Genomic DNA, 16417 nt, shown 5'->3' with positions numbered 1-16417 from the left:
CTTGTCGGCGGTGATGAGCGATTGATCCAATAGCGGATGACCGGGCCGTTATAATGGGTTGGAAATATCGTCGGTGATGGAATGGCTCATAAATGCGCATCGCGCGCGCGACGTGGGCTTCCTATTCGAATAGGGGCCTCACTCTTAACGGGGATGCTCGCGATGTCAGATATAACCAAATATGAATATCTGATAATCCAGAATCTATTATATCGATATATAAACGCCGGTAATGTCCAGACGGCAAATCAATCAGGCCGGCGCGACCGTTTTCCCTTACGAGGATAAGGCCCGCCTGGCCGCTGGGGAGTGGGACAATGGGATCAAGCAGGAATTTTCGCCGGGCGCTACTGGCAACCGTGGCGCTCTATGCCATGCCGGGGGCGGCATTGGCGCAATCGGCACCGGCCGATGCTGCCGGAGCCTCGTCGAGCGACGAGATTGTGGTGACCGCGCGCAAGCGCGAAGAAAGCCTGCAGGACGTGCCGATTTCGGTTCAGGCCTTCAGTAGCGCCGCTCTCGAACAGGCGGGAATCAAGGATTTTTCGGAAATCGCCTATCGCGTTCCGGGTCTCAAGCTGAGCGCCGAGCGTGCGGTCGATACCGAGCTTTTCATTCGCGGCATCGGATCGGACATTCAGGGCGCGGGCGCCGACGGCGCGGTCGGCATTTTCGTCGACGGCGCCTATATGTCGCGCGGAACCGGGTCGCTGCTCGATCTTTATGATCTCGAGCGCGTCGAGGTACTCAAGGGGCCACAGGCGCTGCGCTTTGGGAAAAGCGTTGTTGGCGGCCTCATCAACTATGTGACCAAAAAGCCGGGCGATGAATTTGAAGGGCGTTTCGAGGCAACCTATGGCAATTATGACAAGCTCGACGTCGCCGCTTCGGTTCGCGGGCCGGTGTCGGACACGCTGGGTCTCGGCCTGATCGTCAGCTCGCGGATGCACGACGGCTATGCGAAAAACACCCGTGGCGGCGATGAAGAGGATCAGAATACGCAATCGGTTCGCGGGCAGCTTCGCTGGCAGCCGAGCGCGACGCTCGATATCAACCTGTCGGCTGATTATACGCGGCATCGCGACGGTGCGCGCTGGGTCGACGTCATCGTGCCCGGTGACAGCCATGAAGTGACGTACAACAGCTTTTTCGCACCGCCGATCGCGAGCCTGCCAGGTTTTGTCCTGCCGAACCGCAACGCGCCGTTCCAAAGCGCGAAGCGCCGCGAGGGCGCGCATAATTTCACCGGCTATCAGAATTCGGACATGTATGGCGTCACCGGTTCGGTCGATTGGGAGGTGAGCGACAGTTTCAGCGTCGCGCTGCAGACCGCCTGGCGCGATTCCTCGCTGGCGGCGCGCGAGGATGGCGGGGGAATGTTCTTCGATTTCGCGATCGATCCGGCAACCAATGCGCCCGATATCACCCCGGCGATGCTCGCGGGGCTGGGTACCTATCTCGCCACCGTTCCCGACAGCTATTTCGACAGCGGCAAGGCGGAGGATGTGAAGCAATTTTCGCAGGAATTGCGCCTGCGCTGGGACAATGGCGGCGCGCTCCGGCTCGAAGGCGGCGTCTATTATCTGCGCGAGAAAATCCGCCGCGCCGAGGATGTGAACTTCCTGTTCGCCGATTTCCAGGCGATCACCGAATTCGCATTTGCCATGGAATATGGCGGGACGCCCGCGTCGCCTTTCCCGGGTTCCAACCATACGGTCACCACGTCGAACAACGACAATATCGGCATCTTTGGCGAGGTCAGCTATGACCTGTCCGATCAACTCACCTTCGATGCGGGGCTGCGCTATGCCTATGACCGCAAAAATTACTCGAACAACCGCTCGGGCGAATCTTTCGAAGGCGCGCCGGTCAACTTCACCGTGTCGGACAAGCGGAGCTGGGATGCCTGGCTGCCCAGCGCGACGCTGCGGTTCGAACCCAATGACGATGTGACGCTCTATGCGCGCTACGCAAAAGGCTACAAGCCCGGCGGGTGGACCGGCGAAGATGCGAACACCCCCGCAGAGGCGCTGGTGTCGTTCGAGCCCGAGACCGCCGACAGTTTCGAACTGGGTGCCAAGGTGGCGCTCGCCAACCGGCGCATCTTCATCAACGCGGCGGGCTATTACACGCTTTACGACAATCTCCAGACCAACCAGTTCCTGTCGCCCGGACCGGGGATGCCGCCCGACAATTTCGTGTTCAATGCCGAAAATGGCACCCGCGCCTACGGCCTCGAGCTCGATATCCAGGCGCGCATCACCGACACGTTCAGCGTTTCGGGCAACTATGCCTATTCGCGCTGCAACTTCACGGGCGAACTGATCATCGATGATGACGGGACCGACCTCGACGGCAACACCTGCCGCCGGACCCCCAAGCATGCGTTCGGGGTTTCCGCCAATCTCGACCAGCCGATCAGCGACAGCATCGTCCTGACGGCCGGCAGCGATTTCCAGTACACCGGCGCCAATTTCTACGACAATCCGAACACGCCGATCCTGAAATTCGATTCCGAGATTTTGCTCAATGCGCGGATTGGCGTGCGCGATACCGACAGCAAATGGGAACTGACGGCCTGGGCGAAAAACCTGACCAACGAGCTGAACTACACCAGCAAGCTCGACCTGTTCGGGACCATTTATGGCACATATATTCCGCCGCGAACCTATGGCGTGACGGCGCGGTTTCGCTTTTAAGGGCCGCGGCCTGCTGTGATCGAGAATAAGGGGATCGCCAATGAAACGCAGCTTCAGGTTCATGGCAGGCGGGGGCATTATTGCCGCCGCCCTGCTCCATGCGACGGCGCCGACCGCCGCGAGCAGCGGGGAGGGCGGGCATGATGCCGCGCCGATCAACGTCGTCGATCCATGGCTTAAGGCGTGGCAGGATTTAACCCCCGAAAACCCGCCAGCGCCGCCGGTGCCGGGGGTTGATTATGGCATCGACCCGGCAACCGGGGCTTTCCGACATCCCGTCGCGACGCCGCTGACCACGAGCGCGCCGTCCTTTCCGGGGCAGCTCGATCATTGGGACCAGAATAGCTACGCGAAGAATGTCGATGTCGTCGCTTTCTATCCCGCGGTCACCTCACCCTGGCACGCATGGGCCAGTGTCGTCGACTTTGACGGCAGGCGTTATCTTTATACCCACGACCGCGATTATCTGCGGATCATGGACGTCACCGATCCGCGCAAGGCGAAGATCGTCTGGTCGCAGGGCGGTGTGTGGAATGCCAAGGGCTCGAGCGAAGATTGGGACGCCTCGGAGGTCACCGACTATTTCGGCGGGGTCACCATCGCGTGGAACAAGAAGCTTCAGCGGAACGTCCTCATCGCTTCCTACGAGATCGGCCGCTTCGGGCTGATGGACGACAAAAGGCGCCAGCCCGACAAGGTCGAAGCGCAGCGGCACTATAATTCGCTCAAGGGCTTCAAGGTCTTCGTGATGAACGGCCCGACCCCCGACAAGTGGGATTTGATCGCGACGCGCACGACCGATATCCAGCATCCCGACGCGCCGATCGGACAGCAACAGGGCTCGGGCGCGCTCGACGGCGCGACCTGGTGGGGTGGCAAATATATGCTGCTGTCCGCCGCACCCGATGACAGCTACGGGCTGACCGAATATCCCGATTATCTCTATTCGCCCGGCTATCAGGTCTGGGACATGGAAGACCCCGCGAACCCGAAATTCGTCTCGCAGATCAGCGTGCCGGGGCAGCAGCTCGGCGACAAGGCCAGCGAGGCCACCTATCTCGCCAATCCGCGCGCGGGCAACCGGACGAGCTGGATGGGATCGCGCACCCCGATCGTGCTGACCAAGCCGGTCGAGGAGGGCGGAAAAATTGGTTTCGGCGGTATGGGCGGCCTTGGCTTCTATAGCTTCGACCTCAGCGATCCGGCCCAGCCGCGCACCCTGGGCCATCTCAGCGTCCCGCCAAGCTATGCCGGGACCGAGTTCGACAATATCGACGTCAGCCAATATGATCGCACCGGCTTCGTCTTCTCGAACGGCTATCCGATGAACGAGAATTGTTACGAGCCGTTCAAGGATATTTATTCGATCGACGTGCGCGATCCGGCCAATCCGCGGGTCGCGGCGAAATTCCCGCGCCCGACCCCGCCGCCCGGCGCGTCCTTCACCGATTTTTGCCAGCGTCGCGGCAGCTTCGGGCCGAAACGGTCGGGCGGGCTGGGGCAGCCCGAAGGCGGCCGACAGGGCCTTGCTGTCTATGCCTTCTACAATGCCGGCATCCAGATTTTCGACGTGAAAGATCCGGCGAAGCCGACGATCGCGGGCTATTTCGTCCCGCGCTTTCCGACCAAGGACGAACTGCCCGAATATACGTTCGGCAATTCGACCTTCGCGGTTTTCACTGAATATGACCGCAACATCATCTGGGCCTTTTCGGTCAACGGCGTCTACGCGCTGTCGTCCCCCTTGCTTGGTAAACCGCGCCTCACCGCGCCCACGAAGGTCTGGCCCGAGCGGCGCTAGGCCCATCCTGAAGGACTGAACATATGCACGAATGGAAGTTTGCGTTGGCGGGAGCGTTGCTCCTCGCCGGTTGCTCGGGCGCGCCCGCGAAAAAGGCGGCGGAAAAAGCGGCTGAACCTGCCGGGGCCAATATCCTTCATATCAGCTGGGGCGGGATCGCCGAAGCTGATCGCGATGAAGCGAAGCGGCATTGGTCGACCTGGGCGATTAATCTTGTCGACGGAGGTCCGGCCTATGGCTGGCTGTCGCCGAAGGACATCGCCTTTCCCCACACACTGAACTTTGAACTCGCGGGCAATGGCAAGGTGCGCGCGGTCGCGATCGATAGCCGGTTCGAGCCGGTGGTGCGCGAGGACGGGTCGATGTCGCAGACCGCCGAAGGGTCGCCGGTCCGGCGCTTCGCGCTGCTGGGATCGACCACCGGGCCCGAGGGGCCGTTCGAAACATTGGTGGAAGGCGAGGCAAAGGCCGACGCGCAGACGGTCGTGAATCTGCCCAAGGAAACCACCGCGCGCTGGCTACGGCTGCGCGTCGACAGCAATTGGGCGGGCAGCGGCGCAACCCGCCTGTCGGACCTTGCGGTTATCGGTGAACTCGAACAGCGCGGCGCGGCGGGTGTCGCCGAAGTCAGCGGCGTCTATGCCCATGAATATGGTCCGATCGCGTTGCGGCAAAAGGGCCAGGATGTCTGGGGCTGCTACAACAATGGCCTCGGCACGCTGCGTGGTACGATCTTTGGCCGGATCATGCGGCTCGCCTGGTTCTCGAAGGAAGAGGGCAGCATCGGTTCGGCGACGCTGGTCGCCGCGAACGGCAAGCTCTATGGTTTCTGGTATCAGCCGGAAGACAAAATGGGCAGCCCGTGGAACGCTACCCGCGAAAAGGGGCTAGAAGGCGCTGATGGCAAATGCCAGGCCGCTCTTTATCCGCCTGCCTGATCGAGAGGAAGTTATGATCGACCTTTTTTCCGTCGCCGCACCGACTGCTGAAATCGCCGGAAGCGCCCAGCGTTTTCCTATTCGGCGTATATTCTGCGTCGGCAAGAATTACGCCGATCATGCGCGCGAAATGGGCGGCGACCCCGAACGTGAGCCGCCCTTCTTTTTCTCGAAGCCTGCCGATGCGGTGGTTCCGGGAACGGCGGAAATTGTCATGCCGCCGCGCACCGCCAACCTGCATCACGAGATTGAGCTGGTCGTCGCGATCGGCAAGGGCGGCGCGAACATCGCCCTCGATGACGCGCAGGCAGCGGTGTTTGGTTATGCGGTAGGCAACGACCTGACCCGCCGTGACCTGCAGGCCGATGCCAAGGCGACCGCCCGTCCGTGGGACATGGCGAAGGGCTTCGATCGCAGCGCCATATTGTCGCCGATCCGGCCCGCAGCCGAAATCGGTCATCCGTCGGCCGCGCGCATCTGGCTGTCGATCAATGGCGCGATCCGTCAGGACGGTGACATCACCGACATGATCTGGCCGGTCGCCGATATCATCGCCGAATTGTCGACCTACGTCGAATTGCAGCCCGGCGACCTGATCTACACCGGCACCCCGGCGGGCGTCGGGCGCATTGTCGCGGGCGATCTCGTCGAGGGCGGTATCGAAGGGATCGGGGCGATCGCCAACCGTTTCGCCTGACGGTGTTCGATATAACTTCATAGCCATATCAAGTCGGACATTTGGTATTATTTGTTTATGACTGGCCGGCTTAGGCCAGTCGCGGCTGATGGCCTTTGATGAAGGATTCCTGGATGAAATCGACCAATGTTGCCCGCAATGTGATCGGGGCGCTTCGCGACATGGGGGTGCGCCATGTCTTCGGCGTGCCGAGCGGCGGCTGGGTCGATTATATGGAAGCGATCCGCACCACCGACGGCATCGACTTCGTGCTGGCGAGCCATGAAGGCGGTGCCGGGTTTATGGCCGATATTTGCGGGCGGCTGACCGGCGTGCCGGGCGTTTGTTTTGGCACATTTGGACCGGGTGCGACCAACCTCGCCACCGGGGTCGGCGGTGCGACGCTCGATCGCTCGCCGATGATCGCGCTGACCGACGAAATGCCCGCCGCCCTGCGCGGCCGGACGGTGCAGATGGGGATCGACCATCAGGCCTTGTTCGCGCCGCTGACCAAGGCGACGATGCGGATCGAGCCCGATACCGCCGTCGATACGCTGGCCGAAGCTGCGCGGATTGCGCTGTCTGGCCGCCCGGGCGCGGTGCATGTCGGCCTGCCGCAGGGGATGAGCGGTGTCGCGGTCGATGCCGTGCATATTGCGCCGGTCGCCGCCGATCCGATTCCGGCGCCTGCCGCCGCCGATCTCGACGCACTGGTTGCCGCCTTTGCCGCCGCCGAAAAGCCGGTCCTCGCGATCGGCCTGGGTGCCGTTCATGCGGGCGTACAAAATGAGATTCTGGCGCTTGCGGAGCGTTTCGGCCTGCCGGTGCTGTTGACCCCGATGGCGAAGGGCATGGTCGCGGAGATACACCCCAATTATGCGGGCGTGCTGTTCCATGCGCTTTCCGACCTCGTCGGACTGACCCATGCCGAAGCCGATCTGGTCGTCGCGGTCGGCTATGATCCGATCGAGTTCAACTTTGAGGGCTGGATGCGTGATGGCCTTGCGCTCGCTAACATTGATATCGTCGCCGCGGACATCGATCGCACTGTGCATCCGGTAGCGGCCGAGACCGTCGGCGCCATCGCTCCCGCCCTCGATGCGTTGCTCGCACTTCCCGCAGCGGCCAAGGGCTGGGATCTTGCGGCGCTGGCGGCGCGCAAGGCCGACATGTTCGCGCGGCTGGCCGGCAGCAACGGTCCCTTTGGCCCGCGCGCCGCGCTCGACGTACTGCGCGATGTGCTGCCGGACGACGGCATCATGACCTGCGACGTCGGCGCGCATACGCATCTGATCGGCCAGCATTGGCGCACCCCGGCACCGGGAACGCAGATCATGACCAACGGCTGGTCGGCGATGGGCTTTGGCCTTCCCGCCGCGATCGCCGCAAAGCTGTGTCGCCCTGACACGCCGGTCTGCTGCGTCCTCGGTGATGGCGGCTTTCTGATGACCGCAGGCGAACTGGCGACCGCGGTGCGCGAGAAGCTGCGCATGGTGATCGTCATCTTCACCGACAATGATCTCGCGCTGATCCGTATCAAGCAGGAAAAGAAATCGAACCCGATCTATGGCACGCCCGTGCGCGCCGAGGGGACGATCGGCGGGCCGTCGATCTTCGGCGTTCCGGTGACGGTCGCGCGCGACCCCGCCGAGTTCCGAGCCGCGTTGGAGGCGGGTTTTGCCGCCGACGGGCCGGTGATCGTGGAAGCGCTGCTCGACAGCCGCGAATATGACACGCTCGTGCTGCGCAAGGACAAGCCGTGATCCATGTCCCGTTCGACGCCGGCCGGTCGCTGTTGATCGGCGGGCGCTGGGAGGGCGCGGCCGCGACGATGGCGGTGACCAATCCCTTCTCGGGCGAAGCGCTGGGTGAGGTGGCGTGCGCCGATGCGTCCCATGTCGAACGCGCGGTTGCGAGTGGGCTGACAGGCGCCGCCGCGATGGCTGACCTGTCGACCGGGGAGCGTGCGCGTATCCTGCGTTGTGCCGCATCGGCGCTCGAAAGCGAGGCGGGCCGCTTCTCCGCCGCGATCACCGCGGAAACCGGTAAGCCGATCCGTTCCGCAACGCGTGAGGTCGCGCGCGCGGTGAACACGCTGCGGCTGTCGGCTGAAGAAGCCACGCGGCTGGCGGGCGAGACGATTGCTTTCGACAGCTTCCCGGGCGGCGAGGCGCGATCGGGCCATTATTTGCACGAACCGCTGGGGGTAATCGCGGCGATCACCCCGTTCAACGATCCGCTGAACCTGATCTGTCACAAGATCGGTCCCGCCTTTGCGGCGGGAAATGCCGTGGTGCTCAAGCCCGCCGAACAGGCGCCGCTCGTTGCGATCATGCTCGCGCGGCTGATGCTCGCGGCAGGGCTGCCCGATGGCGCGCTTAATCTTTTGACCGGGCACGGGCGCGATTTCGGCGATGCGCTCACCAGCCATCGCGACGTGGCGATGGTCAGCTTTACCGGCGGTGCGAATGTGGGGCAGGCGATTTGTCGCTCGGCGGGGATCAAGCGCGTCGCGATGGAATTGGGCGGCAATGGCCCGGTGATCGTGATGGACGATGCCGACATCGACAAGGCGGCAAAAGCTTGCGCGGCGGGTGCCTTCGGGGCGGCGGGACAGAATTGCATCGGGGTCCAGCGCATTTACGTCCATGACACCGTTCATGACGCTTTCCGCGATGCGATCGTCGCGGCGACCAATGCCTTGCGCGTTGGCGATCCGATGGACCCCGCGACTGATATCGGCCCGATGATCTGTCCGCAGCAGGCCGAGCGCATTGTCCACTGGACAGAGGAGGCGGTTGCACAGGGCGCGACGCTGCTGGCCGGCGGCGAACGCGCCGGCACACTGGTCCGGCCGACCTTGCTCGCCGATGTTCCCGAAGATGCGCGAGTCGCCTGTCATGAAGCCTTTGGCCCGGTGGTCAGCCTGTTTCGTTTCACCGATCTAGACGAAGCCATCGGCGCCGCCAATCGCGCCGACTACGCCATCCACGCCGCGATCTTCACCGAATCGCTCCGCCATGCACGACACGCCGCGCGGCGGCTGCGCGTTGCCGGGGTGATGATCAATGATTCGACCGATTACCGCCTCGACGCCATGCCTTTTGGCGGCGCCGGGCGGGGCAATATGGGGCGCGAGGGCGTGCGTTTTGCGATGCGCGAAATGTCCCAGACGAAGGTAGTATGTTTCCATGACGCGTGACGTGATCCGAATAGAGCTTCCCGAAACCCCCGACCGCGCCTGGTGCGAGGCGATGGACCGCGCCGACACGCTGGCCAGCCTGCGTGACCAGTTCGTACTGCCCGAAGGGATGATCTATCTCGACGGCAATTCGCTCGGCGCAATGCCCAAGGCAGCGAGCGCCCGCGCGCATGATGTGGTGACGCGCGAATGGGGCACCGACCTCATCAAGAGCTGGAACAGCGCCGGCTGGTTCGATCTGCCTGTGCGGCTCGGCGACAAGCTAGCGCCCCTCATCGGCGCCGGGGGGGGTGAGGTCATCGTCTGCGATTCGACCAGCCAGAATCTGTTCAAGGTCCTGTCGGCGGCGGTCGCGATGCGCCCCGATCGCAGCGTGCTGATCCTCGAAGGCAGCAATTTCCCGACCAACAATTATATCGCCGAAGGCGTCGCCGCGGCGACCGGTGGGCGCGTCACGGTGCGCTTGTGCGAAAAGGAAGAGATCGCCGACGCGATCGACGAAGACACGATCGCGGTCGCGATCACCCATGTCCATTACAAGAGCGGGCATGTCCACGACATGGCGGCGATCACCGAGCGCGCGCAGGCCGCGGGGGCGCTCGCGATCTGGGATCTGTGCCACAGCGCGGGCGCGATGCCGGTCGACCTGGGTGGCTGCAATGCCGATTTCGCGGTCGGTTGCACCTATAAATATCTGAACGGCGGTCCCGGCTCGCCCGCTTTCCTGTTTGCGGCGAAACGGCATCAGGGTGCGGCGCATCAGCCGGTGACCGGCTGGTGGGGGCATGCCGCGCCCTTCGCCTTCGAACCCGGCTATCGCCCGCAAGCGGGACTGCGCCAGTTCCTGATCGGCACCCAGCCCATTCTGTCGATGACGCTCGCCGAAATCGGACTCGATATTCACCTGTCGGCCGACATGACGGCTATCCGCGCCAAGTCGATGGCGCTGACCGATCTTTTCATCCACCTCGTCGAACAGCGCTGCGCCGGTCACGGTTTCACGCTGGCATCGCCGCGCGATGCCGCGGCGCGCGGCAGCCAGGTTTCCTTTGCGCACGCCGACGGCTATCCGATCATGCGCGCGCTGATTGCTGCCGGCGTGATCGGTGATTTTCGCGCGCCCGACACGGTTCGTTTCGGCTTCACCCCGCTCTATGTCGGCTATGCCGACGTCTGGGATGCGGTCGAACGGTTGGTGGCGATCATGGACGGCGAAATCTGGAAGCAACCCGAGCATCAGGCGCGCGAAGCGGTCACTTGAGCGAAGGGCGAGGGGGAATGGCGATGGACGAACAAGCCTATCTGGACCGCGAGGCGGGCCTCGAACGCGGGCTGACCAAGGCGCAGATCACGATGATTGGCCTCGGCGGCGCGATCGGCACCGGCCTGTTCATGGGGTCAGGAATCGCGATCGGCTATGCGGGGCCTGCCGTCCTCATCAGCTTTGGGATCGCGGCACTGATCGCGGTGATCATGGTGTTCAGCCTGTCCGAAATGGCGGTCGTCCACCCGACCGCCGGATCATTCGGCACCTATGCCGAAATCTATCTCGGTCCGATGATGGGTTTTATCGTCCGCTATACCTACTGGATCCAGCAGGTGTTGCTGATCGGCAGCGAGGCGGTCGCGGTCGGCATTTATATGAGCTGGTGGTATCCCGATACGCCGGTGTGGATGTGGGCTATCGGCAGCGCCGCGGTCGTCGTCTGGGTGAACACGCGCGCGGTGCATAATTTTGGGTCGGTCGAATATTGGCTGACCGTGATCAAGGTGTCGGCGATCATCGGCTTTATCATTGTTGGCCTCAGCCGGATTTTCGGCGTCGTTGGCGACCCGATTGGCCTTCACAATGTCACCGGTCTGGCCGGCGGCTTCCTGCCCAACGGCTTTTCGGGGGTCTGGATGGCGGTGTTGATGGCGCTATTCTCCTTCATGGGGCTGGAGTTCGTGGTCGGCACCGCGAGCGAGGCGAAGGATCCGAAGACCGCGATCCCCGCGGCGCTGCGCACGATGGCCGCGCGCCTCTTCATTTTCTACATCCTCGCGCTGTTCATCATCATTGCCTTCATGCCGTGGACCGAGACCGGGGCGAAGGTCGTCACCGAAAGCCCGTTCGTGAAAATGTTCGCAAGTGCTGGGATTCCCTATGCGGCGGGGATCATGAATTTCGTCGTCGCCACGGCGGCGCTGTCAGCGATGAACACCAGCATCTACCTCGGCTCGCGCATGCTCTTCTCGCTCGCGCGCGGTGGCTATGCGCCCCGGGCCCTTGGCGAACTTAATGCGCAAAAGGTGCCGATGCGGGCGACGATCGTTACCGGCGTCGGAATCCTTGCTGCTGCCTCGGTGTCGATCCTGACCCCGCTCGCCTATAATTATCTGTTCGGGATCGTGCTTTTTGGCGGGCTTTTGGTGTGGAGCACCATCCTTGTCAGCCACCTTCGCTTCCGCCGCCATCATCATGGCGCGGACCTGCCGGTGCGGATGCCCTTTTTCCCCTATGCCCAGATATTGGGGCTGGTGCTGCTCGCCGCGATCACGGTGACGATGGCGCTCGATACCGACTTTTGGCAGACGGCGGTGATCGCCGGGGTGCCGTGGCTGGTCGTTATCTCGATCGCCTATCTGGTCTGGCGCCGCGTTTCGCGCGGATCGACCGCCGCTTCCTGATCCTGCTCCATTTCAGCGCGGATCTCGGCCGCTATTTCATGGATCACCCCCATGAAATAGCGGACCGCCGCTGACATCTCGACATTCGCGTGGGTCGTTGCGCCGATGCGCGAGTTCGCGCCCTCCAGCGTGACCGGTAGCGCGACCAGTCCCGCCTGACCGATCCCCACCTGATGCGGCATCGCGGCGAGCATGTCGGTGCTCCGTAGCAGCGCATGGTTGGTCAGGATCGACACCGATTCGATGACGTCGCGCGGCGGCTCGAGTTCCTCGTGGCGAAACGCATGGTCGATCTGGCGGCGCAGCGACGTCTGGGTGGGGGGCATGATCCATGCCTGATCGACCAGATCGGCGAGCGTCAACTCCGCGCGCTGGGCCAGCGGATGATCTTCGCGCACCATGATCGACACGGTATCGAGATACAGCACTTCCTGCGCCAGGCCTTCGCGCTCGCGATATTCGGGCAGGCGCCCCAGCACGACATCGATATCGCCGGTACGGAGGGCAGGCATCAGGCGGTCGATCGTGCCTTCGGCCACCGTCACCGCGATCCCGGGGCGCTGTTCGCGCAGGCGTGCAAGCGCGCGCGGAAGCAGCGACGTCGATGCGGCGAGCAATGTCCCGACATGGACGCGGCCCGACAGTCCCTCTTCGAGCGACTGGAGCTCCTCGCCCGCATGACGCAGCTGGGTCAGGATCAGCTTGGCATGTTTGATCATCACCTTGCCGAAATCGGTCGGAGTCACCCCGCGCGACGACCGGTCGAACAGCTGGACGCCCAGCGCGTCTTCGAGTTCCTTGATGCTCTTGGTCGCGGCGGGCTGTGCGATGTTCAGCGCCTGCGATCCCTTCAGCACCGTGCCCTCGTCGGCGATCGCGGTGAGCAGGCGCAACTGGCGCAGCTTCAACCGGCCTAGCAGGAAGTTGTCGTGAAATTTTGGCATGATGCTCCCCCGTCCGCGTTGGGAGGGCTATAACCTTTTTATAATAGCGAGGGCAAGTCTCGGGATTATTGTTGATAGCTGACCCCGGTTACTCAACCTCATGGCCCACACGCCAAAAGCGGCTGTGGGCATGATGATTGAACAGGGGTGCGGCGAAAGTCATGACAATAGAGGCTTCACAGCAAATGGCTGTCATCGACATGCACAGCCATTTTTTCCCCGCGATGGACGCTGCGTATCGCGCACGGGCAGAGGCCGAAGGCCTGCCGTGGCTTCGCGAAGCGGGGGGCGGCAAGGGCTTCATCATGCAGGGGGCGAAGGAGTTTCGCCCCGTCGAGGATATCCTCTGGGATCCGGCGCGGCGTGTCGAGGCGCTCGATGAGCAGGGCATTGACCTGCAAATACTCTGCGCGACCCCGATCATGTTCGGTTACAACCGCCCGCCGGCGGACGCGCTCGACAGCGCCCAGCGTTTCAATGACGAAGCGCTCGCCTTTTGCGGATATGCCCCGCACCGGATGAAGGCGCTGGCGCAGGTGCCGTTGCAGGACATCGACATGTCGTGCGCCGAGGTCAGTCGTGCGATGGCGACCGGCCATCTGGGCGTCCAGATTGGCAATCATATGGGGCTGCGCAACCTCGACGACGAAGGCATTTTGACCTTCCTCACCCATTGCGCCGACGTTGGCGCCGCAGTGCTGATCCACCCCTGGGATATGATGGCGCGCGAGCGCATGCCCAAATATATGCTGCCTTGGCTGGTCGCGATGCCCGCGGAAACCCAGTTGTCGATCCTGTCGCTGATCCTGTCGGGAGCGTTCGAGCGCCTGCCGAAAAACCTGCGCATCTGCTTCGGTCATGGCGGCGGCAGCTTTGCCTTCTTGCTCGGTCGCGTTGAGAACGCCTGGAAGCATCGTGACATTGTGCGCGTCGATTGCCCGCATCCGCCTTCGACCTATGTCGATCGTTTCTTTGTCGATTCAGCGGTGTTCGATCCGCGCGCGCTCAGCCTGCTGATCGACGTGATGGGCGAGGATCGTGTCCTGCTCGGCTCCGACCATCCTTTCCCGCTGGGCGAGCAGGATATCGGCTCGCTCGTGCGTGGGCACGACGGCCTGTCGGGCGCGCAGAAGGCGAAAATCCTCAGCGGCAATGCGAAGGCGTTTCTGAACCTTTAGCCCAAGCCAACCACCGATCCTGAATCGTCATCCCGGCCTTCGCGAGGACACCGAAGTTATAACTCGCTGAAGGTAGCTGTTTGAACCTTCATGTTGACTGAAGAATTGCTAGTTTTTCGCCCCTTGTCGGACGTGGGGCCATGCTCAAAGAGCGTCCAAAAGCGGCTTCGGATTTTTCAGGGAGGTGCGCGTTTTAGAGGATGTTGAAAGCGTGGAGCACGAGCCAAAGCAGCGACAGCAAGGCGAGAGCACCCAGAAACCAGGCGTCTTTGCGCATCATTCCCCCATTTCCGACCCCATTGCGACAATTGCCGCTCTTGCTGCGACAATTCAAGCGTGATCGGGCCGGTTCGTCCACTGGCCTATGGGATTAAGCCATAAGGATTAGGTCGGCGCGCTTGACCGAAGCGAGGAGGGGTGCTGCTATCCCGGCAGGGGGACGCGGTGCGCATACTCATCGTCGAGGACAATGCCAGGATCGGCGCTTTGACCGCCGAAGGGCTTGGCGTGATGGGTTTCTGCTCTGACGTGGCGCCGACGCTGCTGGAAGCGGGAGAGCTGCTTTCCGCGACGAGTTATGACATTGTGGTGCTCGACCTTGGCATGCCTGACGGTGACGGGCGCGCGTGGCTGGTGGCCGCGCGGGCGCACGGGCTCGTCACTCCGGTGATCATGCTGACCGCGCGTTCGGCCCTCGGGGATCGTGTGGACGGTCTCGATGCGGGCGCCGATGATTATCTGATCAAGCCCTTCGCGATCGAAGAACTCGCGGCGCGGGTACGCGCGCTGCTTCGTCGGCCGGGGGCGCATTTGAGCGCGGTTCTGTCCATCGGGCAGATTGTTTTTGACACGATTGCGCGCGCCGGCACCTGCCGCGGCCAGCCGCTGCATCTCAGCCAGCGCGAAGCGGCGCTGTTGGAACTGATGATGATCCGGGCGGGGAGTGTGGTGAGCCGCGACCAGATCGAGGCGTCGCTCTATTCCTTTGACGACCCTGTGACCCCCAATGCGATCGAGGTGCTGGTCTCGCGGGTCAGGAAAAAGCTCGCGAACCTGGGCGTGCATGATCAGCTGGTGACGCTGCGCGGGGTCGGCTATCTGATGATTGAGCCCCGAGACTGATGGCGCGCGAACGGTCGATCATCGACGAACTGCGAACAGGCTTTGCCTGGATGGCCGTCGCGGGGAGTATCATACTCGCCGTCTTTCTTGTGGTCGATTTCGAACTGCTGCGGACCGATATCCGCGAAACTTACGGCCATATCGGAATCGCGCATGAGGTGATCGATCACGTCATTTTCCCGATCATCGTCTTGCTGGTTCCGCTGGCGGTGGCGACGCGGTGGCTGATCGGCCGGGCGCTTGAGCCACTGCATGAGGCGGCCGAGCGCATCCATCAGGCAACGGGCCGCGAACGTGGTTTCCGCGTGACGCTTGCGGACTTTCCGACCGAGGCTCTTTCTTTTGCGGACGCCGTCAATGCGCTGCTGTCGCGGCTCGATGATGCGGCGCGGCGTCAGGAAGGCTTCGCCGCCGATGTGGCGCATGAACTCAAGACCCCACTGGCGGTCGCGATGCTCGAACTCGGGAGGCTAAAGAGCGCTGAAGCTGATAGGGTTATCGATGACCTTGCGGCGATGAACCGCCTGATCGAGCAGTTGCTGGTGCTGGCTCAACTCGACGCTTATGCGGCGGCCCCCCAACCTTTCCGGCCTATCGATCTGAAAGATCCGGCGCTGGACGCCATCAAGCTCTGCGCCGTCAATGCCGCACAGAAGGGGGTCGCGCTGGCGTATCGGGAGGAGGGCGGATCGCCCGTCATGGGCCGCGTCGAAGCGGTGACCGCGGCGCTTCGCAATCTCGTCGACAACGCCGTCCGGGTGACCGCGACAGGCGGGGAAGTGGCCATCGTGCGCGGGCCGGGGGCCAAAATCCGGGTGATCGATGGTGGACCCGGCATCGACCGCGAAAGACTGCTGGCCTTGTCGGATCGCTTCCGGCGCGGCGAGCATGCCAGCTATGGCGGCGCCGGGCTCGGGCTGTCGATCGTCGCGCGGATCATGGAAGTCCATGGTGGAGCGATGGGCAGCCATCCCGGCGAGCCATCGATCGAGCTGGACTTCGAACCGGATGTAACGATTTGACACAAGTCCGATACCCGTCAGCTTTCTGTCAGCAAATTCCGCTACCTTGCGAAATGAAGGATCGGTGGGGCCGAGCTTTCCGACGGACTAGCTCAACAGATAAATAGAAAATGGGGAGCAGCTATCCGGCGTTCACAGCGGGTCGCAACCGTTGATGAACTTGGG

Annotated in this window: 12 protein-coding genes; 11 read left to right on the top strand and 1 reads right to left on the bottom strand. The window is 62.9% G+C overall.

Features of this window, described 5'->3' with window-relative positions; translation table 11 throughout:
- Positions 1–317: 317 nt before the first annotated feature.
- The 8 genes from CDQ91_RS01760 to CDQ91_RS01725 all read left to right on the top strand — a co-directional run bounded on the left by CDQ91_RS01760 (position 318) and on the right by CDQ91_RS01725 (position 11986).
- Complete coding sequence (locus CDQ91_RS01760; protein WP_088470978.1) at positions 318–2699, top strand: TonB-dependent receptor; 2382 nt, start codon at positions 318–320, stop codon at positions 2697–2699.
- Between the two features lie 40 nt (positions 2700–2739).
- Complete coding sequence (locus CDQ91_RS01755) at positions 2740–4500, top strand: LVIVD repeat-containing protein (RefSeq protein WP_088470977.1); 1761 nt, start codon at positions 2740–2742, stop codon at positions 4498–4500.
- 23 nt (positions 4501–4523) lie between these two features.
- Entirely contained in the window at positions 4524–5438 is a 915-nt protein-coding gene (locus tag CDQ91_RS01750; protein WP_088470976.1) for a discoidin/SUN/FTP domain-containing protein, read from the top strand.
- Between the two features lie 13 nt (positions 5439–5451).
- Entirely contained in the window at positions 5452–6135 is a 684-nt protein-coding gene (locus tag CDQ91_RS01745) for a fumarylacetoacetate hydrolase family protein (protein ID WP_088470975.1), read from the top strand.
- Between the two features lie 113 nt (positions 6136–6248).
- Positions 6249–7877, top strand: a complete 1629-nt coding sequence (locus tag CDQ91_RS01740; RefSeq protein WP_088471395.1) for a thiamine pyrophosphate-binding protein — start codon at positions 6249–6251, stop codon at positions 7875–7877.
- The gene (locus tag CDQ91_RS01735) at positions 7874–9316 is read left to right on the top strand and encodes an aldehyde dehydrogenase family protein (RefSeq protein ID WP_237245772.1); all 1443 of its coding nucleotides are present in this window, start codon (positions 7874–7876) and stop codon (positions 9314–9316) included. The genes CDQ91_RS01740 and CDQ91_RS01735 overlap by 4 nt, the downstream gene beginning before the upstream one ends.
- Entirely contained in the window at positions 9306–10577 is a 1272-nt protein-coding gene (kynU, locus tag CDQ91_RS01730) for a kynureninase (RefSeq protein WP_088470974.1), read from the top strand. The genes CDQ91_RS01735 and kynU overlap by 11 nt, the downstream gene beginning before the upstream one ends.
- Before the next feature lie 17 nt (positions 10578–10594).
- Entirely contained in the window at positions 10595–11986 is a 1392-nt protein-coding gene (locus tag CDQ91_RS01725) for an amino acid permease (RefSeq protein ID WP_088470973.1), read from the top strand.
- On the opposite strand, the gene CDQ91_RS01720 is transcribed toward CDQ91_RS01725, so the two are convergent.
- Positions 11938–12930, bottom strand: coding sequence for a LysR family transcriptional regulator (locus CDQ91_RS01720; protein ID WP_088470972.1), 993 nt, complete (start codon positions 12928–12930; stop codon positions 11938–11940). The two genes, CDQ91_RS01725 and CDQ91_RS01720, sit on opposite strands and share 49 nt — an antisense overlap.
- A gap of 185 nt (positions 12931–13115) precedes the next feature.
- Between CDQ91_RS01720 and CDQ91_RS01715 the strand changes: the two genes are divergently transcribed.
- The 3 genes from CDQ91_RS01715 (at position 13116) to CDQ91_RS01705 (ending at position 16252) form a co-directional block, all read left to right on the top strand.
- Positions 13116–14108 carry an amidohydrolase family protein gene (locus CDQ91_RS01715; RefSeq protein ID WP_088470971.1) on the top strand — a complete coding sequence of 331 codons (993 nt, stop codon included), beginning with the start codon at positions 13116–13118 and terminating at the stop codon, positions 14106–14108.
- Positions 14109–14552: 444 nt separating this feature from the next.
- Entirely contained in the window at positions 14553–15230 is a 678-nt protein-coding gene (locus CDQ91_RS01710; RefSeq protein ID WP_088470970.1) for a response regulator, read from the top strand.
- Positions 15230–16252 (top strand): sensor histidine kinase, encoded by a 1023-nt coding sequence (locus CDQ91_RS01705; RefSeq protein ID WP_201791846.1) that lies wholly within the window; start codon positions 15230–15232, stop codon positions 16250–16252. The genes CDQ91_RS01710 and CDQ91_RS01705 overlap by 1 nt, the downstream gene beginning before the upstream one ends.
- The last annotated feature ends 165 nt before the right edge of the window (positions 16253–16417 follow it).

The sequence above is a fragment of the Sphingopyxis witflariensis genome (assembly GCF_002205635.1).
Classification (GTDB): domain Bacteria; phylum Pseudomonadota; class Alphaproteobacteria; order Sphingomonadales; family Sphingomonadaceae; genus Sphingopyxis; species Sphingopyxis witflariensis.
Note: the sequence above shows the minus strand (reverse complement) of the source record. Positions and strands in the feature narration are given on the sequence as shown.